The sequence below is a fragment of the Pseudoxanthomonas sp. F11 genome, from assembly GCF_037046485.1.
GTDB lineage: Bacteria > Pseudomonadota > Gammaproteobacteria > Xanthomonadales > Xanthomonadaceae > Pseudoxanthomonas_A.
This window is the reverse complement of record NZ_JBANLZ010000001.1, coordinates 190,136-211,113: the sequence shown is the minus strand read 5'-3', so window position 1 is coordinate 211,113 and position 20,978 is coordinate 190,136. Positions and strand designations below refer to the sequence as shown.

25 protein-coding genes are annotated in these 20,978 nt (G+C 69.0%); 17 read left to right on the top strand and 8 right to left on the bottom strand.

Translation table 11 applies throughout. The features are described from left to right. The first annotated feature begins 132 nt into the window (after window positions 1-132). The 10 genes from acpP to ligD all read left to right on the top strand — a co-directional run bounded on the left by acpP (window position 133) and on the right by ligD (window position 10,627). Window positions 133-372, top strand: coding sequence for an acyl carrier protein (gene acpP, locus V8246_RS01010; RefSeq protein WP_014161144.1), 240 nt, complete (start codon window positions 133-135; stop codon window positions 370-372). Window positions 373-482: 110 nt separating this feature from the next. Next, window positions 483-1,724: a beta-ketoacyl-ACP synthase II gene (fabF, locus tag V8246_RS01005; RefSeq protein WP_336187539.1), complete on the top strand. Its 1,242-nt coding sequence runs from the start codon at window positions 483-485 to the stop codon at window positions 1,722-1,724. Window positions 1,725-1,838: 114 nt separating this feature from the next. Next, window positions 1,839-3,200, top strand: a complete 1,362-nt coding sequence (locus V8246_RS01000; RefSeq protein ID WP_336187538.1) for an aminodeoxychorismate synthase component I — start codon at window positions 1,839-1,841, stop codon at window positions 3,198-3,200. 68 nt (window positions 3,201-3,268) lie between these two features. Beyond that, window positions 3,269-4,336, top strand: coding sequence for an endolytic transglycosylase MltG (gene mltG / locus V8246_RS00995; RefSeq protein WP_336187537.1), 1,068 nt, complete (start codon window positions 3,269-3,271; stop codon window positions 4,334-4,336). Further along, complete coding sequence (gene tmk, locus V8246_RS00990; protein WP_336187536.1) at window positions 4,333-4,995, top strand: dTMP kinase; 663 nt, start codon at window positions 4,333-4,335, stop codon at window positions 4,993-4,995. Before mltG ends, tmk begins: the two co-directional genes overlap by 4 nt. After that, the gene (locus V8246_RS00985; RefSeq protein ID WP_336187535.1) at window positions 4,992-5,969 is read left to right on the top strand and encodes a DNA polymerase III subunit delta'; all 978 of its coding nucleotides are present in this window, start codon (window positions 4,992-4,994) and stop codon (window positions 5,967-5,969) included. Before tmk ends, V8246_RS00985 begins: the two co-directional genes overlap by 4 nt. Before the next feature lie 22 nt (window positions 5,970-5,991). Continuing rightward, entirely contained in the window at window positions 5,992-6,345 is a 354-nt protein-coding gene (locus tag V8246_RS00980) for a PilZ domain-containing protein (protein WP_162110216.1), read from the top strand. 94 nt (window positions 6,346-6,439) lie between these two features. Further along, complete coding sequence (locus V8246_RS00975) at window positions 6,440-7,348, top strand: Ku protein (RefSeq protein ID WP_336187534.1); 909 nt, start codon at window positions 6,440-6,442, stop codon at window positions 7,346-7,348. 3 nt (window positions 7,349-7,351) lie between these two features. Further along, a complete protein-coding gene (locus tag V8246_RS00970; RefSeq protein ID WP_336187533.1) occupies window positions 7,352-7,978 on the top strand; it encodes a GIY-YIG nuclease family protein in 627 nt (208 codons plus the stop codon). 75 nt (window positions 7,979-8,053) lie between these two features. Further along, on the top strand, window positions 8,054-10,627 hold the full coding sequence (ligD, locus tag V8246_RS00965) for a DNA ligase D (RefSeq protein ID WP_336187532.1): 2,574 nt from the start codon (window positions 8,054-8,056) through the stop codon (window positions 10,625-10,627). On the opposite strand, the gene V8246_RS00960 is transcribed toward ligD, so the two are convergent. Together V8246_RS00960 and V8246_RS00955 are read right to left on the bottom strand one after the other, a co-directional pair. After that, a complete protein-coding gene (locus V8246_RS00960) occupies window positions 10,622-11,617 on the bottom strand; it encodes a DNA topoisomerase IB (protein WP_336187531.1) in 996 nt (331 codons plus the stop codon). The two genes, ligD and V8246_RS00960, sit on opposite strands and share 6 nt — an antisense overlap. A gap of 6 nt (window positions 11,618-11,623) precedes the next feature. Beyond that, window positions 11,624-11,911, bottom strand: a complete 288-nt coding sequence (locus tag V8246_RS00955) for a hypothetical protein (protein ID WP_185895777.1) — start codon at window positions 11,909-11,911, stop codon at window positions 11,624-11,626. A 186-nt stretch (window positions 11,912-12,097) separates the two neighbouring features. Here V8246_RS00955 and V8246_RS00950 point away from each other — a divergent pair, with 186 nt between their 5' ends. From V8246_RS00950 to V8246_RS00935, 4 genes are all read left to right on the top strand, one after another. Beyond that, window positions 12,098-12,742 carry a hypothetical protein gene (locus V8246_RS00950; protein ID WP_336187530.1) on the top strand — a complete coding sequence of 215 codons (645 nt, stop codon included), beginning with the start codon at window positions 12,098-12,100 and terminating at the stop codon, window positions 12,740-12,742. Window positions 12,743-13,051: 309 nt separating this feature from the next. Beyond that, the gene (locus V8246_RS00945; protein ID WP_336187529.1) at window positions 13,052-13,327 is read left to right on the top strand and encodes a hypothetical protein; all 276 of its coding nucleotides are present in this window, start codon (window positions 13,052-13,054) and stop codon (window positions 13,325-13,327) included. A 112-nt stretch (window positions 13,328-13,439) separates the two neighbouring features. Further along, complete coding sequence (locus tag V8246_RS00940) at window positions 13,440-14,165, top strand: L,D-transpeptidase (RefSeq protein WP_336187528.1); 726 nt, start codon at window positions 13,440-13,442, stop codon at window positions 14,163-14,165. A 92-nt stretch (window positions 14,166-14,257) separates the two neighbouring features. Then, on the top strand, window positions 14,258-14,476 hold the full coding sequence (locus tag V8246_RS00935; RefSeq protein WP_162110209.1) for a polyprenyl synthetase: 219 nt from the start codon (window positions 14,258-14,260) through the stop codon (window positions 14,474-14,476). A 29-nt stretch (window positions 14,477-14,505) separates the two neighbouring features. Here V8246_RS00935 and V8246_RS00930 read toward each other — a convergent pair whose 3' ends face one another. Genes V8246_RS00930 through V8246_RS00920 form a run of 3 tightly spaced genes read right to left on the bottom strand, consistent with a single transcriptional unit; the run spans window position 14,506 to window position 15,631 of the window. Next, window positions 14,506-14,742, bottom strand: a complete 237-nt coding sequence (locus V8246_RS00930) for a hypothetical protein (protein WP_162110208.1) — start codon at window positions 14,740-14,742, stop codon at window positions 14,506-14,508. Beyond that, on the bottom strand, window positions 14,739-15,158 hold the full coding sequence (locus V8246_RS00925) for a VOC family protein (RefSeq protein WP_162110207.1): 420 nt from the start codon (window positions 15,156-15,158) through the stop codon (window positions 14,739-14,741). The genes V8246_RS00930 and V8246_RS00925 overlap by 4 nt, the downstream gene beginning before the upstream one ends. Continuing rightward, window positions 15,155-15,631: a helix-turn-helix transcriptional regulator gene (locus tag V8246_RS00920; RefSeq protein WP_336188302.1), complete on the bottom strand. Its 477-nt coding sequence runs from the start codon at window positions 15,629-15,631 to the stop codon at window positions 15,155-15,157. Before V8246_RS00920 ends, V8246_RS00925 begins: the two co-directional genes overlap by 4 nt. 111 nt (window positions 15,632-15,742) lie before the next feature. Here V8246_RS00920 and V8246_RS00915 point away from each other — a divergent pair, with 111 nt between their 5' ends. Both V8246_RS00915 and V8246_RS00910 read left to right on the top strand, forming a co-directional pair. After that, window positions 15,743-16,636, top strand: coding sequence for an alpha/beta hydrolase-fold protein (locus V8246_RS00915; protein ID WP_336187527.1), 894 nt, complete (start codon window positions 15,743-15,745; stop codon window positions 16,634-16,636). 83 nt (window positions 16,637-16,719) lie between these two features. Continuing rightward, complete coding sequence (locus V8246_RS00910; RefSeq protein WP_336187526.1) at window positions 16,720-16,974, top strand: hypothetical protein; 255 nt, start codon at window positions 16,720-16,722, stop codon at window positions 16,972-16,974. 6 nt (window positions 16,975-16,980) lie between these two features. Here V8246_RS00910 and V8246_RS00905 read toward each other — a convergent pair whose 3' ends face one another. After that, the gene (locus V8246_RS00905; RefSeq protein ID WP_336187525.1) at window positions 16,981-17,610 is read right to left on the bottom strand and encodes a hypothetical protein; all 630 of its coding nucleotides are present in this window, start codon (window positions 17,608-17,610) and stop codon (window positions 16,981-16,983) included. Between the two features lie 124 nt (window positions 17,611-17,734). Between V8246_RS00905 and V8246_RS00900 the strand changes: the two genes are divergently transcribed. Then, a complete protein-coding gene (locus tag V8246_RS00900; RefSeq protein WP_162110203.1) occupies window positions 17,735-18,262 on the top strand; it encodes a GNAT family N-acetyltransferase in 528 nt (175 codons plus the stop codon). Between the two features lie 18 nt (window positions 18,263-18,280). Here the strand turns inward: V8246_RS00900 and V8246_RS00895 are convergent, their stop codons facing one another. Further along, window positions 18,281-18,679, bottom strand: a complete 399-nt coding sequence (locus V8246_RS00895) for a hypothetical protein (protein WP_336187524.1) — start codon at window positions 18,677-18,679, stop codon at window positions 18,281-18,283. 15 nt (window positions 18,680-18,694) lie between these two features. Further along, window positions 18,695-20,758, bottom strand: a complete 2,064-nt coding sequence (locus V8246_RS00890; RefSeq protein ID WP_336187523.1) for a 3-hydroxyacyl-CoA dehydrogenase NAD-binding domain-containing protein — start codon at window positions 20,756-20,758, stop codon at window positions 18,695-18,697. Between the last annotated feature and the right edge of the window lie 220 nt (window positions 20,759-20,978).

Genomic DNA, 20,978 nt, shown 5'->3' with positions numbered 1-20,978 from the left:
TAAGTGATTGATTAGGTGGCGTTTGGCGATACCTGCCCGGCGTCCCCGGTTTCCACTACACTATCCCCGGTTTGCCTTCGCCCGGCGTCGGCAGAATCCAACAAGTCACCCATCTCCGTCTGGAGCGAATCCATGAGCAGCATCGAAGAACGCGTCAAGAAAATCGTCGTCGAACAACTCGGCGTGAAGGAAGAGGAAGTCACCACCAGCGCATCGTTCGTCGATGACCTGGGCGCCGACTCGCTGGACACCGTTGAACTGGTGATGGCGCTGGAAGAAGAGTTCGAATGCGAAATTCCGGACGAGGAAGCCGAGAAGATCACTTCGGTGCAGCAGGCCATCGACTACGTCAAGGCGCACGTCAAGGCGTAAGTCCCGCGTCTGCAGCAAACCGTGTCGGGGCCGCGCATGCGGCCCCGCGCGTATCCGGCCCCCATGCGCCCGCGTAGGGCGCGGCCGCCAAGAGTCATGAGGAATACGATATGAGCCAGCGTCGTCGCGTCGTCGTCACCGGCATGGGTCTGGTGTCCCCCCTGGGCAATGACATGGCCACCAGTTGGGACGGCATCGTCAACGGGCGGTCGGGCCTGGGCCCGATCACCACCTTCGACACCGAGGGCTACAGCACGAAGATCGCGGGCGAGATCCGCGGTTTCGACCCGACCGCCTTCGTGCCGCCGAAGGACGTGAAGAAGATGGACTCCTTCATCCACTACGGGCTGGCCGCCTCGCTGATGGCGATGGAAGACGCCGGGCTGGAAGTGACGGAGGCCAATGCCGAGCGCATCGGCGCCATCATCGGCGCGGGCATCGGCGGCATCCTCGGCATCGAGGAAACCGCGGTGAAGCTGCACGAGGGCGGCCCGCGCAAGATTTCCCCGTTCTACATCCCCAGCACCATCATCAACATGCTGCCGGGCCACCTGAGCATCATGAAGGGTCTGAAAGGCCCCGGTTATTCGGCGGTCTCGGCGTGCGCCACGTCGAACCACTCCATCGGCATCGCCATGCGCACCATCCAGTACGGCGATGCGGACGTGATGATCGCCGGCGGCGCCGAGCGCGGTTCGTCGCCGACCTCGGTGGGCGGTTTCTGTGCGATGAAGGCCATGTCCACCCGCAACGACGATCCTGCACGCGCGTCGCGTCCGTGGGACAAGGATCGCGACGGCTTCGTGCTGGGCGACGGCGCCGGCATCCTGGTGCTTGAGGAGTACGAACACGCCAAGGCGCGTGGCGCCCGCATCTACTGCGAGCTGGCGGGTTTCGGCGCCTCGCAGGACGCCTTCCACATGACCGCGCCCAGCGAGAACGGCGAAGGCCCGTCGCGCTGCATGCTGTCGGCGCTGAAGGACGCCGGGCTGAATGTCGACCAGGTGGAGTATCTCAACGCGCACGGCACCTCCACGCCGCTGGGCGACCTGGCCGAAACGCTGGCCATGAAGCGCGCGCTGGGCGACCACGCGTACAAGATCATGGTCAGTTCCACCAAGTCGATGACCGGCCACCTGTTGGGTGCGGCGGGCGGCGCGGAAGCCATCTTCTCCGTGCTGGCCATCCACCACGGCATCATCCCGCCCACCATCAACCTGGACGAGCCGGGCGAAGGCTGCGACCTGGACTACGTGCCGCATACGGCGCGCGAGAAGAAGATCGACGTGGCAATGTCGAACGGCTTCGGCTTCGGCGGCACCAACGGCACGCTGGTGTTCAGGCGGATCTGAAGCGGTGCCGGAAAAATCGCCGACGTCACCCCGGCGAAAGCCGGGGCCCAGCGTCTTACGCTTCAACCGCAGGACAAGACACTGGGTCCCGGCTTTCGCCGGGATGACGAAGCCATGATCGAAACGCGCGCTCTTCCGTCGGACACCGACCTGCTGGCCCTGCATCGCCTCGATCCGCAGCGCTATCCGGTGCTGCTGGAATCGGTCGCGTCGGGCACCGCCCAGGGCCGCTGGGATTTCCTGCTGGTGGCCGATGGCACGGGGCTGCGGCTGGATGCTGACGGCATCACCCGCGATCTGCAGGGCAACGCGGAGGCCGGCGACTTCCTCGCAGCGCTCGACCGTCACTGGCAGGCCGAGCGCACGCCGCGCGAGGAGCCACGCTGGCCGTTCCGAGGCGGCTGGGCCCTGATGCTGGCGTATGAGCTGGCGCAGCAGGTGGAGCCGGTGCTGCAGCTGCCCTGTGGGGCCGCGGCGCACCCCGTCGCGCTCGCGCTGCGCTGTCCCGCCGCCGTACTGCACGATCGGAGTACGGGCGATTGCGTGATCGTGGCGGAAGCGGGGCAGGGCGACCTGATCGCCCGCATCGGCGCCGACATCGAGCGCATTGCCCAGCGGCCACCGCTGCCGGCCTGGCAGCCGCCGTCACGCATCGACGAGGACGCGCCGGAGCGTTTCACCGAAGGCGTGCAGCGCATCCTCGAATACCTGCGTGCCGGCGACATCTTCCAGGTCAATCTCTCGCGCGCCTGGCATGCGCGCTTCGAAGCGGAACTGGATCCGGCCGCGCTGTACGCCCGCCTGCGCACCGCCAATCCCGCGCCGTTCGCCGGGTTGTTCGCCACGCCGGGCTGGACGGTGGTGAGTTCATCGCCCGAGAGGCTGGTCTCGGTGCGTGGCGAGGTGGTGGAGACGCGCCCGATCGCCGGCACCCGCCCGCGCTTCGAGGGCGACGACGATGCAGCACGCATCCGCGAACTCGTCGGCCACCCAAAGGAACGCGCCGAACACGTCATGCTGATCGACCTGGAACGCAACGACCTGGGCCGCGTCTGCACCCCGGGCAGCGTACAGGTGGACGAGCTGATGACGGTGGAGAGCTACGCGCACGTGCACCACATCGTCAGCAACGTGCGCGGCCACCTGCGTGCGGATGCGACGCCCGGCGACGTGATCCGTGCCACCTTCCCGGGGGGCACCATCACCGGCTGCCCGAAGGTGCGCTGCATGCAGATCATCGCGGAACTGGAACAGGTCCCGCGCGGCGCCTACACCGGCGCGTTCGGCTGGCTCAACCGCGACGGCGACCTGGACCTGAACATCCTGATCCGCAGCGCCGAGATCCTCGCCGAGGGGACCGGCAGCGTGGCCCGCTTCCGCACCGGGGCTGGCATCGTCGCCGATTCGGTCCCGGAAAAGGAGCTGGACGAGACCCGCGCCAAGGCCCGTGGCGTGCTGAAGGCGCTGGAAGGCTGACCCTGCGCCTACAGCCTGAGACAGCGACCGGGTATCCTGCACAGCCTGCTTCAAGCACCGAGGACTACGTGGCGTCAGCTCTCAAGCGCGGTTGCCGCTTTATCGTCATCCTGTTCGCCCTGCTGCTGGCCGTGGCGGTGGGTGCCGGCCTCTGGCTGTGGCAGGGTCATCGGGGTTTCGCGGATGCGCCCATCGGCGGCACCACGGCCGATGCGACGGTGGAAGTGGTCTCGGGCGATGCCTTCCCCACGGTCCTGCGCAAGCTGCGCGAGAGTGGGGTGTCGCATGGCACCGACCTGCAGTGGCGCCTGCTGGCGCGCCAGACGAACACCGCCAGCCAGCTGAAGGTCGGCGAGTACGCCCTGGCGCCCACGCTGACCCCGCGCGAGCTGCTGCAGCGCATGCGGGAGGGGCGCACGCTCCAGTACCGGTTCACGCTGGTGGAGGGCTGGAACATCCGCCAGGTCCGCGCGGCGCTGCGCAACGCCTCGCCCCTGCAGCAGAAGACCGCGCAGATGAGCGATGCCGAACTGATGGCTGCGCTGGGCCATCCCGACCAGCATCCGGAAGGCCGCTTCCTGCCCGAGACCTACGTCTATACGCGCAGCGAGTCCGACCTGGACGTGCTCAAGCGGGCTTACGCCGCCATGGAGAAGGCGTTGGCCGCCGCCTGGGAAGCGCGTGCGCCCGGCATTCCGCTGCAGTCGGCGGAGGAGGCGTTGATCCTCGCTTCGATCATCGAGAAGGAAACCGGCATCGCCGAGGAGCGGCCGGCCATCGCCGGCGTGTTCGCGCGCCGATTGAAGATCGGCATGCCGCTGCAGACCGATCCCACCGTCATCTACGGCATCGGCAGTAGTTACGACGGCAACATCCGACGCCGCGACCTGACCACCGACACGCCTTACAACACGTATACCCGCAAGGGTCTGACACCCACCCCCATCGCCATGCCGGGCGCGGAAGCGTTGCGCGCCGCGGTGAACCCGGCCGATGGCGATGCGCTGTATTTCGTCGCGGTCGGCGACGGCAGCGGCCGGCACATCTTTTCGGCCACGCTCGCCGAGCACAACGCCGCCGTCGCGCGCTACCTGGTCACCCGCCGCGAGACGCTGCGCAAGGCGGAAGCGCCATGAGCGAGGCCGTGCTGACCCAGCCACGCCTTGTCACGCTGGAAGGCGGCGAGGGCGCCGGCAAGACCAGCGCCATCGCGGCCATCCGCGACCGCCTGCAGGCGGCCGGCCACGAGGTGGTGCTGACGCGCGAACCCGGCGGTACGCCGCTGGCCGAGCGCATCCGCGAGCTGCTGCTCAATCCGCAGGACGAAGCGCTGGCGCCGGAGACCGAGCTGCTGCTGATGTTCGCCTCGCGCGCGCAGCATGTGCGCGAAGTGGTGCGCCCTGCACTGCGTCGCGGCGCGTTCGTCGTCAGCGACCGCTTCACCGATTCCAGCTACGCCTACCAGGGCGCGGGCCGCGGCCTGGACTCCGACTGGATCGCCGCCCTCGAGCGCCGCGCCGTGGGCGTGAAACCAGGACTGACCCTGCTGCTCGACCTGGATGTGCGCGAAGGCCGCGCCCGTACCGCCGGCCGCGACCTGTGGCCGGACCGCATCGAAAGCGAGCAGGACGATTTCTTCGAGCGCGTGCGCGCCGGCTTCCGCGCGCGTGCCGCAGCCGAGCCGCAACGCTTCCGCGTGATCGATGCGGCGCAGCCGCCGGCAGGCGTTGCGGCTGCGGTGGAAGCGGCGATCACCGCTTATCTGCGTACGCTGACGGACAGCGACCTGGCATGAGCACGCTGTTCTCGCCCTGGCAACAGCGCGCGTACGATCATGCGGTCGCTGCGCTGGAGGCCGGCCGCCTCGGCCATGGCCTGCTGGTCTGCGGCCCTGCAGGGTTGGGCAAGCGCGCGGTGGTGGACCGCCTGGCGCGCCGCGTGCTGGCGCAGCAGCGCGACGCCCAAGGCGAACCCGCAGCGAACGACCGCAGCGCGCACCTGATCGAGGCCGGCACCCATCCCGACCTGCAGGTGGTCTCGTTCGCGCCCACCAAGGACGGCAGCAAGCTGCGCACCGAGATCGTCATCGACCAGGTGCGCGAGGTCGCGCAGAAGCTGGCGCTGACACCGCAATACGGCCAGGCGCAGGTGGCGATCCTCGATCCTGCCGACGCCATCAACCGCGCGGCCTGCAACGCGTTGCTGAAGACGCTGGAGGAACCCGCCCCGGGCCGCTACCTGTGGCTGGTCAGCGCGCAGCCCGCACGCCTGCCGGCGACGATCCGCAGCCGCTGCCAGCGCATCGAGTTCAGGCTGCCGCCGCACGACGAGGCGCTCGCCTGGCTGCGGGCGCAGGGCCATGCCGAGCCCGACGCCCTGCGCGCACTGGACGCCGCGCGTGGCCACCCCGGATTGGCGGACGACTGGTTGCGCCACGATGGCCTGGCGCTGCGCGAAGCCGTGGCGCGCGATCTGCAGCGCCTGGAGCAGGGCGAGATCGGGGTGGTGGAGACCGCGCAGCGCTGGGCCAACGACGAGCTGGCCGACGCGCGCCTGCGCCATGCCGCCGATCTCGCGCTGGAGCAGGCCGGACGTGTCGGCTTGACCGATCCGGCCCGATTGAACAAGCTGGCCACCTGGTTCGACGCCGCCAATCGTACCCGCGACCTGTTGCGGACCACGGTACGCGCCGATCTTGCCATGGTGGAACTGCTGCTGGCGTGGGCCGGCAGCGACCGCGGACGCGCAGTCGGGGCGCGGCGCGGCTGACCGACACGCACGGAGACGGGGAATGAATGCAGCAGGTGGACGGCAGGGCATCCTGTCACTGGCAGTGAAGGACAAGGCCGCGCTGTACAACGCCTACATGCCGTTCGTGAAGGGCGGCGGCATCTTCGTGCCCACGCCCAAACGCTACTTCCTTGGCGACGAAGTCTTCCTGCTGCTCACGCTGCCCGAGTCCAGCGACCGCCTGCCGGTGGCCGGCAAGGTGGTGTGGGTGACGCCTGCGGGCGCCCAGGGCAACCGCGCGGCCGGCATCGGCGTGCAGTTCGCCGAGACCAGCGAAGGCGAAGCGATCAAGAACCGCATCGAGACCATGCTGGCCGGCAGCCTCAGCGGCGAGAAGCCCACGCACACCATGTGAGGCGCGTCCGCGTCGCGCGCGGACACCCGCTTTCACGCAGGCTTTCGTCCCGGCTGGCCAGCATGCAGGCCTCGTTTCCCGTGGCAGGCATTCCATGGCGCGCCCGATCTGGACCGGTACCCTCTCATTCGGCCTTCTCAACATCCCGGTCTCGCTCATGTCGGGCGAGCGCAAGGTCGACATCAGCTTCCGCATGCTGGACTCGCGCGACAGGAAGCCCATCCGCTTCGAACGCGTGAACGCCGAGACCGGCGAGGAAGTCCCGTGGAAGGACATCGTCAAGGCGTTCGAGTACGACAAGGGCAGTTACGTGGTGGTGGAGAAAGAGGACATCGCCTCGGCCGCGCCGCAGACGCACGAGTCGGTGGATGTGGAGGCCTTCGTCGACCGCGACGACATCGGCATCCGCTTTTACGAAAAGCCCTACATCCTGGTCCCCGGCAAGAAGGCCGAGAAGGGCTATGTGCTGCTGCGCGACACCCTGGCCAGCACCGGCAAGGTGGGCGTGGCGCGGGTGGTGATCCGCACCCGCGAATACCTGTGCGCCGTGGTCCCCGAAGGCGACGCGCTGGTCCTGATGATGCTGCGTTACCCGCAGGAACTGGTGGATCCGGAGGAATACAAGCTGCCTGCCGGCAAGGCGTCGGACTACCGCATCACCGCCAAGGAGCGCGAGATGGCCGAGAGCCTGATCGGCTCGATGTCGGCCAAGTGGGCGCCGGACGCCTATCACGACGAGTTCCGCCAGCGGCTGGAAGCCATCATCAAGAAACGCATCAAGGCCCGCGGCGCCACCACGAAGATCAAGGACGACGACGCGCCCGAGCGCGAGGACGCCGCCACCAACGTGGTCGATTTCATGGCGCTGCTGCAGAAGAGCCTGGACACCAAGAAGCGCACGCCTGCGAAGAAAGCGCCCGCGAAGAAGGCCCCGCGCAAGGCGGCCAAGGCCGCGAAGAAGGCCGCCGTGAAGAAGACGGCGCGCAAGGCCGCGTCGCGCTGACGCATGGCGGGCGGGCGCCGCGTCGTGCCGGTGGAAGGCGTCGGCACCGGCGCCAGCGGACGCGCCTTCCTGTACGTGCTGCCCTGCGCCTACGAAGACCACGCCAAGCTGGGCATCGCCACCAATCCGCTGCGGCGCATGCAGGCGTTCTCGCCGCGCTACTACGCGTTCTTCGACCTGGACCGCGGCTGGCTGGCCGAGGCAGCCAGCGTGCGCGAGGCCCGCGGTTGGGAAACGCGTCTGAAGCGCGATCTGCGCCTGCACGCCGCGCCGCCGCCGCTCACCGTGCCCGCGCGTGCGGCGGGCCGGACCGAATGGTTCCGGGGTGCGGAAACCGCCCTGAGCGCCATACGCGCGGCCCTCGAGGACGCGGGTTTCGCCCTCCATCCGCTGCGGGGCTGGGTGGCGGCGCGGCTGGCCGCGCAGCGCGAGCACCTGGGCGCGGGCGAGCAGGCCGCCATCGCCCGCTACGGTCCCGTGGACGGGTGGCCGCTGGCACGGTCGGGCACGCCCTGGGCCGTGCTGCGCGACGCGCTCGATGCCTACCGGGTGCTCGACGTGCCGCTGGACGATGCCGTTTCGCCGGCCCTGCGTGCGTGGCATGCACGCAACAGCCTGTCGCCCGGCTGACCCCGCGCGCGGCCCGGCCGCTACTTGCACGCGCTGTTGACGGCCGTGGCGTCATAACGGAGGCGAGGAGCGTCCATGAGCCTGCAGGAATACCGTCGCAAGCGCCGTTTCGACCGCACCCCCGAGCCGGGCGCGGACGCGGACGCGCGGCGCGGGCGCGGCAAGCGACCCATCTTCGTCGTACAACTGCACCACGCCGGCCGGCGCCATTACGACTTCCGCCTGCAGGTGGGCGACACGCTCAAGAGCTGGGCGGTGCCGAAGGGCCCCAGCTTCGATCCCGACGTGAAACGTCTGGCCGCCGAGGTCGAGGATCACCCCATCGACTACGCCCAGTTTGAAGGCGAGATACCGAAAGGGCAGTACGGCGGCGGCCACGTCGCCACCTTCGACCGCGGCATCTGGACCACCGACGGCGATGCCGAAGCGCAGCTCGCGAAAGGACACCTGCGCTTCCGCATGTTCGGCGACAAGCTCAAGGGGGGCTGGCACCTGGTGCGCACGCATACGCCGGCGCGTCAGCCGCAGTGGTTGTTGTTCAAGGAACGTGACGATTTCGCCGGCCCGCGCGAGGCCGATGATCTGCTCGACGACGTAACGCCGCCACCGGGCGCGCGTCCCGCCCCGCGCAGGCGCGCAGCGGCGAAAGTCGGCGCACGCGCAGCATCCCGCGCCAAGCAGGGCACCGCGCCCCGTGAGCGCTGGGCGCATCGCGCCGCCCGGCTCGATGGCGCGCGCGCCACGTCGAAGCATCCGGGCTTCCGCGCCCCGCAACTGGCGAAGCTCCAGCAGGAAGTGCCTGCCGGCGACGACTGGCTGCACGAAGCGAAATGGGACGGCTACCGCCTGATCGCCGAAATCCGGCGCGGCCGCGTGCGCCTGTGGTCGCGCAACGAACGCGAATGGACCGGCCAGGCGCCGGAGATCGTCAGTGCGCTCGAAGCGCTCGATCTGGACGAGGCGGTGCTCGACGGCGAACTGGTCGCTGGTGCGGGACGGCAGGAGGACTTCGGCCTGTTGCAGGCCACGCTGGCGGGCGAGAAGAACGCCACGCTGTCCTACGTCCTGTTCGACATCCTGCAGGTGGACGGCGTGGACCTGGCCGCCAGTCCGCAGTACCAGCGCAAGGCGCTGCTGGCGGAAATCCTGAAGTCGCCGCCGGACCGCCTGGTCTACAGCTCGCACATCGTCGGCCGTGGCGACGAGGCATTGAAGATGGCGATCGAGAGGGGGCTGGAGGGCATCATCTCCAAACGCGCCGACGCGCCCTATCATGCCGGCCGCGGCGATGCCTGGCGGAAGATCAAGCAACGCGATGCGGAAGAGTTCGCCGTGGTCGGCTTCACCGCGCCGAAGGGTCGCCGCGCCGGGTTGGGCGCACTGCTGCTGGCCGCACCCGACGGCGCCCGCGGCTGGCGCTATGCCGGGCGCGTGGGCACGGGCATGAGCGATGCGCTGCTCGATTCCTTGGCCAGGCAGCTGGCCAAGGGCGCGCGCGCGACACCCACCGCCCAGGTGGACGTGGACGATCCCGACCTGCGCCGCGCGCGCTGGGTGGTGCCGCGCCTGGTCGCCGAGGTGTTCCATCATGGCCGCGGCAATCAGGGTCTGCTGCGCCAGCCCGCGCTGAAGACCCTCCGCCGTGACAAGCGGCCGGCGGACCTGCGTGAAGCACGTCCCTCTGCCGGAGATACCGCCATGCCCGCCACGCGCACGCACGCCCCCGACGCCAGGACCGAACTGACGCATCCCCAGCGCGTGGTCTTTCCGGACAGCGGCATCACCAAGCAGCAGGTGTTCGACTACTACCGAGCGATGGCGCGCTGGCTGCTGCCGGAAGTCGAAGGGCGTCCTCTGTCGGTGGTGCGATGCCCGCAGGGCGCGGGGCGGCCGTGCTTCTTCCAGAAGCATCACACGGCCGGCATGGATCATGTGGAGGCGGTGTCGCTGGACGAAGAGGGCGGCACGCGCGCGGATTACCTGGTGGTGCGCGATGAGGACGGTCTGCTTGAACTGGTGCAGTTCAATACGTTGGAATTCCATCCCTGGGGTGCGCGGGCCGACGCCCCGGACCTGGCGGACCGTATCGTCTTCGATCTCGACCCGGGCGCCGACGTGACGTTTCCGCGCGTGGTGGAGGCCGCGCGCCTGGTGCGCAAACGCCTGCGTGCCCTGGGGCTCACGTCGTTCGTCCGCACCTCGGGCGGCAAGGGCCTGCACGTGGTGGTGCCGCTGAAGCCCCCGTGTCCCTGGCTGCAGGTGAAGGCGTTCGCGCACGCCTTCGCCGACGCGATGGCCGCTTCCGATCCGCTTGCCTATGTCGCCACCGCGACCAAGAAGTTCCGCAAGGGCAGGATCTTCATCGACTACCTGCGTAATGGGCGCGGTGCCACCAGCGTGGCGTCCTTTTCGCTGCGCGCGCGCGAAGGCGCACCGGTCGCCATGCCGTTGCGCTGGGAGGAACTGGGCCGCATCAAGGGCGGCGATGCCTATACGTTGACCAGCACGCCGCGCCGCATGGGCCGGCTGCGCGCGCATCCGTGGGGCGACTATGGCCGACGAAAGCAGGACCTGGGGTCAGTCAGCACGGCGCTCTCCGCACTGGAGGAATCACCCGTGCCGGAAAAGCGGCGTCGCAAGCGCTCATGATCCGCGGCGCATGCGCTTGAGGAGGCGGGTCGCCGCCTGCTCACATTGCCGGGGGCCACGTGCGTTCGCCGCCGCGCGCTGCAGGCGGCCGTCTTCCCAGCCTTCGAACACGTGTGGGTCCACGTAGCAGCGCTCGCAGATGCGCGGGGTGTTGCCGAGGATGGCGGCGGTGTCGCGCAGGACCTGCATGCGGACCTGCCGACGGGCCGCTTCCGCCTGGGGCACCTCCATCGTCGCCAGCGTGCGGAAGGCGAACAGCGTGGCGCCCCAGGTACGGAAGTCCTTCGCGGTGAACGGGCCTCCCAGCACGTCCTGCAGGTAGGCGTTGACGTCGCCGGAACCGATGCGCTGCACGGCGTCGCCGTCGCGGTACTGGAACAGCGCCTGGCCGGGCAGTTGCCGGCAGCGGCGCACCAGCCGCACCAGGCGCGCATCGTCGACGCGCGCTTCCAGCGTCTTGCCGCCCTTGCCGCGGAAGGCGAAGCGTACTTCGCTGCCGGCGATGAAGCGCGCATGCACGTTGCGCAGCGTGGTGATGCCGTAGGAGCCGTTGGTCTTCTGGTAGCTGGCGTTGCCCACGCGCAGCAGGGTCTGCCCCAGCAGGGCCATCACCAGCGCCACGACCTTGCCGCGCGGAAACCCTGGCAGTGCCAGGTCGGCGCGGACGCGTCGGCGCAGGCGGGGCAGGGCGTCGGCGAAGGCGAGCAGGCGGTCGTACTTGCGTGCGCCGCGTTCGGCATGCCAGTCGCGATGGTAGCGGTACTGCTTGCGGCCGCGCGCGTCGCGGCCGGTGGCCTGCAGGTGTCCGTTGGCCTGCGCGCAGATCCACACGTCGGTATAGGCCGGCGGAATGGCCAGGCGACGGATGCGCGCCAGCGTGGCCGGCGCGCGCACGGGGCGCCCACGCGCGTCCAGGTACACGAAACCGCGCCCGCATCGCTGCCGTCGCAGGCCGGGCATCGCATCCGAGGTATGCAGCAGCCCGGCCATCGCGTCTCAGAAGTCGTCCACGAATTCCAGCACCAGGCCGTACTGGCCTGCGATGTCGGCGGCGGCCTCGCGCACCCGGTCCGCGTGCGGCGACAGCACTTCGATCTCCAGGGCGCGCACATCGCCGCCGCGGTCGTCCATCAGACCGGCGGAACTGGAATCCTCATCGTCCATATGCGGCATGAGGTCGGCTAGTTCCTCGGCCCGCTCCACGCCCTCCATGCCGTGCAGGTCGGCCAGCAGGGCATCGAATCCGGTACGCGGGCCGGTGGCCCGCAGTCTGATCATGGTCATGGCGTTCCTCTGCGCGTGGCGCGTATGTGTCCGCCCAGAACTTAGGCGTGGCCGGGTCACGCTTTCGTGAAGCCGACGCCGCCGCGCCCGATGGTGTTCAGGCACGGCATGGCGTCCGACATCGCCGCGCATCGCGCTACCATCTCAACAGGCTTCTGCTTCTTGTGGGGAACAAGGATGAAGGAGATGCACGGAATCGCACGATGGCGGCTAGGTGCCCTGCTGTGCCTGATGTTGCTGTGCGTGCCGCTGCGGGCGCACACGCAGGCGCTGGTCGGTCTGCGTGTACTGCCGCATGCGGGCGGCGATACATCGTTCTCGGGGTGGCGGCATGAAGGACCGGTGCCGCCCCTGCTGACGGTCCCGCTGGAGCTGGGCGATGAGGTGTATGGCGCCACCCTGCAATTGCAGCCCGCGGAGCCGGGTGAAGCCTGGCGCGTGCGCGTACAGTACGAAACCAGCCTGGGCCTGAGCGCGGAAGGGCCGCACCTGGACCTGACCGGCTGGAAGCACTGCGTCTCCGGCTGGGAAGCGGCGGAGGCGGTGGATGCGGTCTCGTTCGTCCTGCCGACGCCGTCGGTCGAGCAGCACGCCTGCTTCCCGCCTTACACCCAGGCGGAACTGGAGCGGGCGGTACGCGCGCATACCACTGCCCAGGGCGAACCGTCGCTGGCGGACGACTGGATTCCGCGCATCGGCCAGGGCGATGCGCTGGGCACGGTGCTGCCGTTCGTGGCGATCAGCACGGTGCGGGTGCGGGTGGAGGTGCTGCGGAAGGGCAGGTGGGTGGTGGTATCGACGGTATCGTTCCTGCCGCCGATGGGGTGTTGAGCCAGGTTCGCGCGCTCGATGCCGCCTACGCCCGCTTCCACACGAAAAGGACACGCCGCATAGGGCCGTCACGCGATCTCGGAATTCGTGTCGCAATGTCCTGCACGTACGCAGGGATTGTGAGGCGTTGCTTGACGCGACTGCGAACGGGTTCAACAAATCGATGGATTCTTCCGAACAAGCGCCGCGAGGCTCATGGCTGCGATCTTCACGGCGTGTCTACGTACTCCAACCTAAGCTGAAGTGGACTTGCGGCCACCGCTGAAAACGCCGCTATATTCCAGGGCCCCAAGACGAAGGAGGATTGGAATGTTTACGACCACCAAGAAGAAACACCTGGCCATGGCGCGCGTGCTCGGCGTGGCGATCGTCGCGGGCGTGGGCCTTGCCGGCTGCGCTACGTACGACGACGAGTTCGCCACCATCAACTCGCGCCTCGACCAGCTCGATACCAAGGTGCAGGGCGCGGCGCAGAGTGCCGAATCTGCCAACCAGTCCGCGCAGCAGGCCAACCAGCGTCTGGACCAGATGGAAAGCCGCGTCCGGCAGCTGGAGGAGGCGCCGCGCCGCGTGCCGCGCGGTTGATCGTTCGCCCCACGTTGTGACGAACGGTTTCAACCCGGGATCCGGTGACCTCTTGTGGTCACCGGCTTCTTTGTTTTGCCCATTTATCGTTTCAAGGACCCGTCCCATCCGCATGTTCATGCACCCTGTGATCCGGAGCGCCTGTGGCGCACTGCTGTTGGCGCTGGCTTTCGCGAGCAGCGATATGGTGCGCGCCGAGGAGAGCACCGCATCCTCCGTCGCGTCCGTCGACCTGCTTCCGCCCGAACAGGATGTGTCCGAGACGGTGATCGAGCTCGCCGGTTGGGTGGTCGCCGCCAGGGACAGCGAAGGTTTTCCGTTCGCGGTCATCGACAAGGCCGCTGCGCAGATCCTGGTATTCGGCGGCGATGGACGCCTTCGCGGTGCGGCGCCCGGCCTCTTCGGCTCGGCGATCGGCGATCACACGGCGCCGGGCATCAGCGGCCTCGCGCTTCGCGAGATTCCCGGTCGGGACCGCACGACGCCCGCCGGACGCTTCGTGGGCGGTTATGGCCCGTCGATCGACGCGGGTCGCGTGCTGTGGGTGGATTACGATTCGGCAGTCTCCATTCACCCGACGGCGACCGGCGTCCCGGCCGAGCGGCGCGTCGAGCGCCTGGCCTCGCCTTCGCCCGACGACAACCGTGTCACCCACGGCTGCATCAACGTCGCACCCGAGTTCTACGAGCAGGTCATCCGCCCGACGTTCGAGCGGGGCGGGGTGTTCTACATCCTGCCGGACAAGGACTCATTGGCGGAGACCTTCCCGGAGTTCGTGCGCAGTCGCGCCACCGCGCAGAGCAGCAAGGGAAGACGTGCACGGTCCGCGCGCCGCTGAAGAGCGCGTTGGCGTAACGCCTTTGGCGGTAAATTCACCTGATCCGGCCGTTGGGGCGCACAATGCGCTCCCTCATTCGATCTGGATCACGCATGGACACCGAAACCATCCTCAGCGCCGCCCTGCGGGAAGCGGGTTACGGGCCTGACGCCATCGGCTCGGCCTTGCCGAGGATCCTGCGCATCCTGGAAGCCGAGGACGTACGCATCGAAATGGGGCGTCCGCTGTCGCGCAAGGAGCGGGAGTACGTGCGCCTGCAGCTCGAACTCGGGCTTGGGGTGTCCGAGATCGTGGCGGCCATGAAGAAATGAGCGGCGGCGCGACCTGCGGACGGGGAGCCTTATGAAGCCTGTCGCCGATCCGCGCTGTCGGCATGCCGGTGCCGCAGGTAGGGCAGCGCGAACAGGTACAGGCCGGTGAACAGCTGCAGGAACAGCGGTGGCAGCGGCGCGTACGTCACCCACGCCGGCGGTTCGCCCTGTGCGGCCGCGCGCCAGGCGAAGTTCAGCGCGACCGTCAGTGTGAACACGATCGAGAGCCCGCGGTGGCTCTGTCGTGAGAAGCGCGCGAGGCTCATGCCGTCTCCTTGCGCTGGCGTTCGATCATCTTCCAGCCGTTGCCGGACGGATCACGAAAGCCGGCGTCGACTTGGCCGTAGCGGCGGATGGGTTCCTGGATGAATTCCACGCCCTTTGCGCTCAGCGCCTCGTAAGCCGCACGACAGTCCTTCACCTGCAGCACCAGGGGCGGCATGGCGCCCTTCGCCACCAGTCCGTGCAAAGCGTCGGCGGTGGCGGCGTCGTGCACCGGCGGGCCGGGCCGGAACAGGCCCAGCTGCAGGGTCGGTTGTTCCGGGTGCTGCACCGTCAGCCAGCGATAGTCGCCGTTGCGCACGTCCGCCTGGACGCGGAAGCCCAGCCTGTCCACGTAGAACGCCAGCGCCTCGTCCTGGTCGCGCACATAGATGCCTATTACCTCGATGCCTTCGCTCATGGAGCCTCCTCGGTCGGGGCAGCCACCTTAGTCGCGCGCGCCCGCCGGCGCTTCTCCAGAACTGCGCTCTTCAGGTCCGGACGTTCCACCGCGCGCACCACGCACTCGGGCATGCCTCCGCGGGTGTCCAGGGCGTTGCGCGCGCGCAGGCGGCATTCGCCCGGGCTTTCACCGGTGATGTCGCGGAAGATGCGGCCGAAGGTGCCGATGCTGCGCCAGCCGGTCTGCAGCGCGATGTCGATGACGGGCGCATCGGTGTCGCGCAGCAGCGCCGCGGCGCGCTCGATGCGTCGCGTCAGCAGGTAGCGGTGCGGCGGCAGTCCGAAGGCCTGTCTGAAGGCGCGGGCGAAATGCGCCGGCGAAACCGCGCTGAGCTCGGCCAGCCGCGGGATGGGCCAGTCCTGGTCGGGAGCGGCATCCATGCGGTCCTTCGCGCGCAGCAGCCGGCGCAGCAGATCAGGGCGGGGTTTCACCGTGGAGGACGCTTCGCGGGTACGGGTGGCCATTGTGCCGCGTCCGCCCCGCCGACCCAGGATGGCGATAATGGCCGGGCCCGCCGGCCCGGCATCGATGAGGTATTCGGCATGATCCTTCGCACGGGGTTTCTCCTGGCTTGGCTGCTGGCCGTCGTGATGCCGGCGGCGTGGGCGGCGCCGCCCGTGCCTGCCGCCCCGGACGGTGCGGGCGTGCAGGGCCCACTGGCGCACCTGCCGGCGCTGAAGGGCGACTATTTCCCGCTGACGGACCGCGGTTCTGGGCGCGTGCACCACATCTTCGTGCGCTACCCCGAGGGCTACGACGCGACCGCGCCGACGCGCTACCCGGTGGTGTATGTCCTGGACGGCGACAGCCTGTTCCCGCTGCTGGCGCCGACGCACCTGTTCCTGCATTACGACGAGCAGCTGCCCGAGGCGATCATCGTCGGCATCGCCTACGGCGGCTTCGACCCGGCCGTCAACCGGCGCAATACCGACTTCACCGCGCCCGGGCCGGACGCCACTCCGGAGCAGGGTGGGGCGCCAGGTTTCCTGGCCTTCCTGCGCGACCGACTGGTGCCCGAAGTGGAGCGTCGCTACGCTGCCGACCCTGCACGACGCATCCTGCTGGGGCAGTCGCGTGGTGGTTACTTCGTGCTGTGGTCGGCGCGCGAGGCGCCGGACCTGTTCTGGGGACGCATCGCCAGCAATCCGGCGCAGGGCCCGGCGCGGGAGCAGCTTTTCGCGCCGGCCTCGGTGCATGCCCGCCAGGACCTGCGGGTGGCGGTGGTCAGTGGCACCCGCGATACCGAGGCGCGCCGGCAGACCGCACGTGCGTGGGCCAGTGCCTGGTCCGCGCAGCCACCGGCGCCCTGGCAGGTGGCGCTGATCGAGATCGAAGGCGGCACGCACGCGGCTACCATCGGCGAGGCCTACCGGCGTGCGATGCGCTGGCTGTTCGAACCGGCTGGCGCGACGCCGCGCAGGAAGCCGGGACCGTAACCGCATTCACGGTTTGGCGCCGATCGTCGGACGGCCGGGTCTCGTGTAACACAACCGGCATGCACGGCCCTTACCCTGCGCGCATGGACACGTTGGCCGACATCCGGGCCGCACTGGCCGCTGCCGGGGAGCGCATCGAACGCGGAGCGCTGCGCGAGGAGCCGCGCGTGTTCATGGACCGGCTGTGGCGGCAGGTGTACGACACCGCCCCTGACGACCTGCAGCCCTACGTGTGGGCGCGGCTGGCGGATTTCTCCGCGCAACTGGGGCTGGTGGGCGAGCTGTCCGCGCATCGCAGCCCGGTACGCGCGCCGCCCGAGGTGTTCGCACGGCGCTGACCCGCACTACGGTGTCGGCGGATCCCACAGGCGCTCGTCCACCGGGGCTTCCGACAAGCCGCGCAGCAGCGTCATCACCATCTCGTTCTCGCTGACGCCGTTCTGCCGGGCCAGTTGCTTGAACACGTCCTCACTCATGGTGGTCAGCGGGATGAGGTTGAAACGCCACCCGCCCGGTTCGCGCTCGAACTCGAAATCGACCGGCAGCTCGGTGGCGCCGATCTTCAGCCGCGCCGCCGCGCGGTCGCCGTCCACCTGTACGGTGCCCAGCTCGCTGCGCTCCACGCCCTCGCGGCCGATCCAGCCGCGATCCACCGCATGAGTGAACACCCGGCGTCCGTCCATCGCGCGCAGATCGGCGGCAGGTACGCGGGTACGGATGATCAGCACCTGCAGGCGCTCGGTCATGGGCAGCGCTTCCAGCGCGGTGCGCGGCGCAGAGAGGGCCAGTTCGCGGTAGCGCGCGTACTCGCGCAGCGTACCGGTGGTCACGTTGTCGGCGGCGCTATCCCCCTGGTGCGCCAGCACGGCCTTCTTGTAGGCCGCGAAGGTGGCGCGCACGGCGGCTTCGTCGTCGGCCGCGCGCGCATCCAGCAGCGGGATCAGCATTAGAGCCAGCATCAAGCAGCGGAGCATGGGAACATCCGGAACAAGGGGGGGTGCCATGGTAGGCGATGGGCGCCCGCACGACTCACATTGGCCTCGTGCGCACGGTCTCCGCGTTCTTTCACGGCATGGAAGCACGTACCATGCACGGTGCATGAAAACCGAAATCCGACCCGCGCGGCTGTCCGAAGCCGCTGAACTGTCCGCGATGATGCGGCGAACCTTCCTGGCCGCCAATGGCCATTGCAGCACACCCGAGAACGTCGCGGCGTTCGTTGCGCAGGCCTATACGCCCGAGCGACAGGCGCAGGAGATCCGCGACCCGGACACGCTCACGTTGATCGTGGAGCAGGACGGTGTGTGGGCGGGCTTCGCGCAACTGCGCTGGGGCACGCTGCCGCCGACCGACGTGGGCCTGCAACCCACGGTGGAGCTGGCGCGCATCTATCTGGACGAAGCCTTCCATGGTCGTGGCATCGCGGCGGTGCTGGTCTCGCACCTGCTGGCCGCCGCACGCCTGCGCGGCTCGCGCTCGGTGTGGCTGACGGTGTGGCAGGAGTCGTCGCAGGCAATCCGCTTCTGGCGCAAGCACGGCTTCCAGATCGTCGGTCGGTCTATCTTCCATGTGGGCGACGATCCGAAGGAAGACTGGGTGATGGCGCAGGTGCTGCCGGAGGGCTGAGCCGCCGCGCGGTGGTCGTCAGGACTCCGCGCGCCTGAGCTGCAGGGTGTAGTTGCCGGGCGGCAGGCCTTCGATGTGCAGGCGCAGGTTGACCGGGCGGATGCAGGCGGGAACGGGGCGGCCGGGTTCGGTTTCCGCAACGTGTACGTTCACCGTCGCACTGAGCGTGGTGCCCTCGCGCGCGACCTGGAGGACGTCGATCGGGTCGAGGGACTCGCGCGAGGACAGCCAGATGTCCTGCTCGAAGGTCGTGCGCGAGCCTTCCACATGCGTGCGCAGGCCGGTGTCGGCCTCGCCGCCGCAGCCGCCCGCGCGCTCATGGACCTCCAGCACGCCAGACAGCACGGCGGCATCCGGCGCGGCCGCGGCGGGCGCCGCCGCGAGCGCCAGGGCCAGCAGCAGGTCGGCGAAGGCCATGGTGCTCGCTTCCGGTCAGACCGTGGCCGTGCGCAGCGCCGGATTGTCCCAGCCCGGGCGCGGCGCGAAACGGTCGCCGTGGCGCGCCTGCAGCGCCTTGAGCTTTTCCAGCAGCGCGTCGGGGCCGACCGCCTTCACATGCTCGATCGGGCCGCCGCGGAACGGGGCGAAGCCGGTGCCGAAGATCACGCCGGCATCGAGCAGGTCGCTGTCGGCGACCACGCCGTCGTGCAGGCAGGCGACGGCCTCGTTGAGCAGCGGCAGGATCAGGCGGTCTTCCAGGTCGTCCGGCGTCTTGTAGTCCTGCGGGACCGGCGGCTTCACCGCCTTGCCGTTCTCCCACCTGTACAGGCCCTGGCCGTCCTTCTTGCCGCGCTTGCCTGGCTCCACCGTCGCCAGCGCCGCCGGCAATGTCAGGCCCAGGAACGGCGACAGCTCCGCGCCCACGCCCTGCGCCACGTCCAGGCCGACGGTGTCGATCAGTTCGATCGGGCCCATTGGCATGCCGAACTTCACCGCGGCCTTGTCGATGACCGGACCGGGAATGCCTTCGGCGTAGGCGGTGGCGGCTTCCAGCATGTACGGGAACAGCACGCGGTTGACCAGGAAGCCCGGCGTGCCGGCGACCGGCACCGGGAACTTGTCCAGCGCCTTGCAGAACGCGGCCAGGCGCCTGACGTTGGCTTCGTCCAGCGCGTCGTGCTGGACGATCTCCACCAGTGGCATCAGCGCCACCGGATTGAAGTAGTGCAGGCCGGCGAACTGCGCCGGACGCTGGATGTGTTCGCGCAGTTCGGTCAGCGGGATCGACGAGGTGTTGGTGGTCAGCAGCGCGTCGGCCTTCAGGCGCGGCTCGACGGTCTGGTACAGATCGCGCTTGGCCTCGGGGTTCTCGATGATCGCCTCGATCACCAGGTCCGCCTGCGGCACGCCGTCGCCGGCCAGGTCGCCCTTCAGGCGCGCGGCCACGGCGGGGCGCTTGCTCTCGTCCTTCACCTTCTTGGCGAACAATTCCTGCGCACGCGACAGCGCGCCATCGATGAAGCGCTGCTCGCGGTCCTGCAGGGTGACGTTGAAGCCCTTGTAGGCGGACCACGCGGCGATATCACCGCCCATCACGCCGGCGCCGACGACGTGCACGTTCGCGATGCCGTGGTCTTTCCCGCCAAGGCCCTTCAAGCGTTCGGTCAGGAAGAAGATGCGGATCAGGTTGCGCGCGGTCGGCGTGCCCGCCAGTTTCACCACCGCCCTGCGCTCGGCATCCAGACGCGCCTGGATGCCCTTGCCGCCGGCGCTCTTCCACACGTTGATCAGCGCATACGGCGCGGGGTAGTGCGCCCTCGGCGCCTTGCGTGCGACCTGCTTGAGCATCTGCGGCGCCAGCAGTTGGCGCGCCAGCCAGCTGTTGCTGATCCAGCCCGTGAAGCGTTGCTTGAAAGTGCGTTGCGGGCGCGAAGCGATCAATGCAACGGCGGCGTCCACCAGCACCGCCGGCTCGGCAATCCTGTCGATCAGGCCCATGGCCTTGGCCGAACTCGCCGACAGCGTGCGGCCGGTGAGCATCATGTCCATCGCCTTCGGTGCGCCCACCAGGCGCGGCAGGCGGGCGCTGCCACCCCAGCCGGGGAAGATGCCAAGCTTCACTTCGGGCAGGCCGATGCGGGTGGACGGATCGCTGCTGGCCACGCGGTAGTCGCAGGCCAGTGAGATCTCGGTGCCGCCTCCCATGCAGAAGCCGTGGATCGCGGCCACGGTGGGGCAGGGCAGCTCGGCCAGTTTCTGGAACACGGCCTGGCCGCGGCGGATCGCATCGTTGACGGTGCCCTTGCGGTCGAACTCCTGGAATTCCTTCAGGTCCGCGCCGGCGATGAAGCCGCTGGCCTTCGCCGAGCGCAGCACCACGCCCTTGGGCGGATCGATGGTCAGGCGTTCCAGGATGTCGGCCAGTTCGATCAGCACGTCCTGCGAGAACGCATTGACGCTGGTGCCCTGGCGGTCGAAAGCCAGCACGACGATGCCGTCGGCGCGCAGCTCCGTCTGCCAGTGACTGAATCGCAGCCCATCGAAGTTCGCGGCCATGCAGGGACCATCCGTTCACGTATGGATAAGGCCGCTATCATCCCGAGGTTGTTTCATCCCCGTCAAATCCACATATCAACGAGAACGTCGTCACGGGCGTGACCGGCGGCAGGGGGATGTTCCCGCTGCTCCGGTTAAATTCTTGATAGGGCAACGGTTTGGACAAGGCGTTGAACTTTCCTCCGCTAGCGCGGTCACAGGGCACGGCCACCGCCGAGCC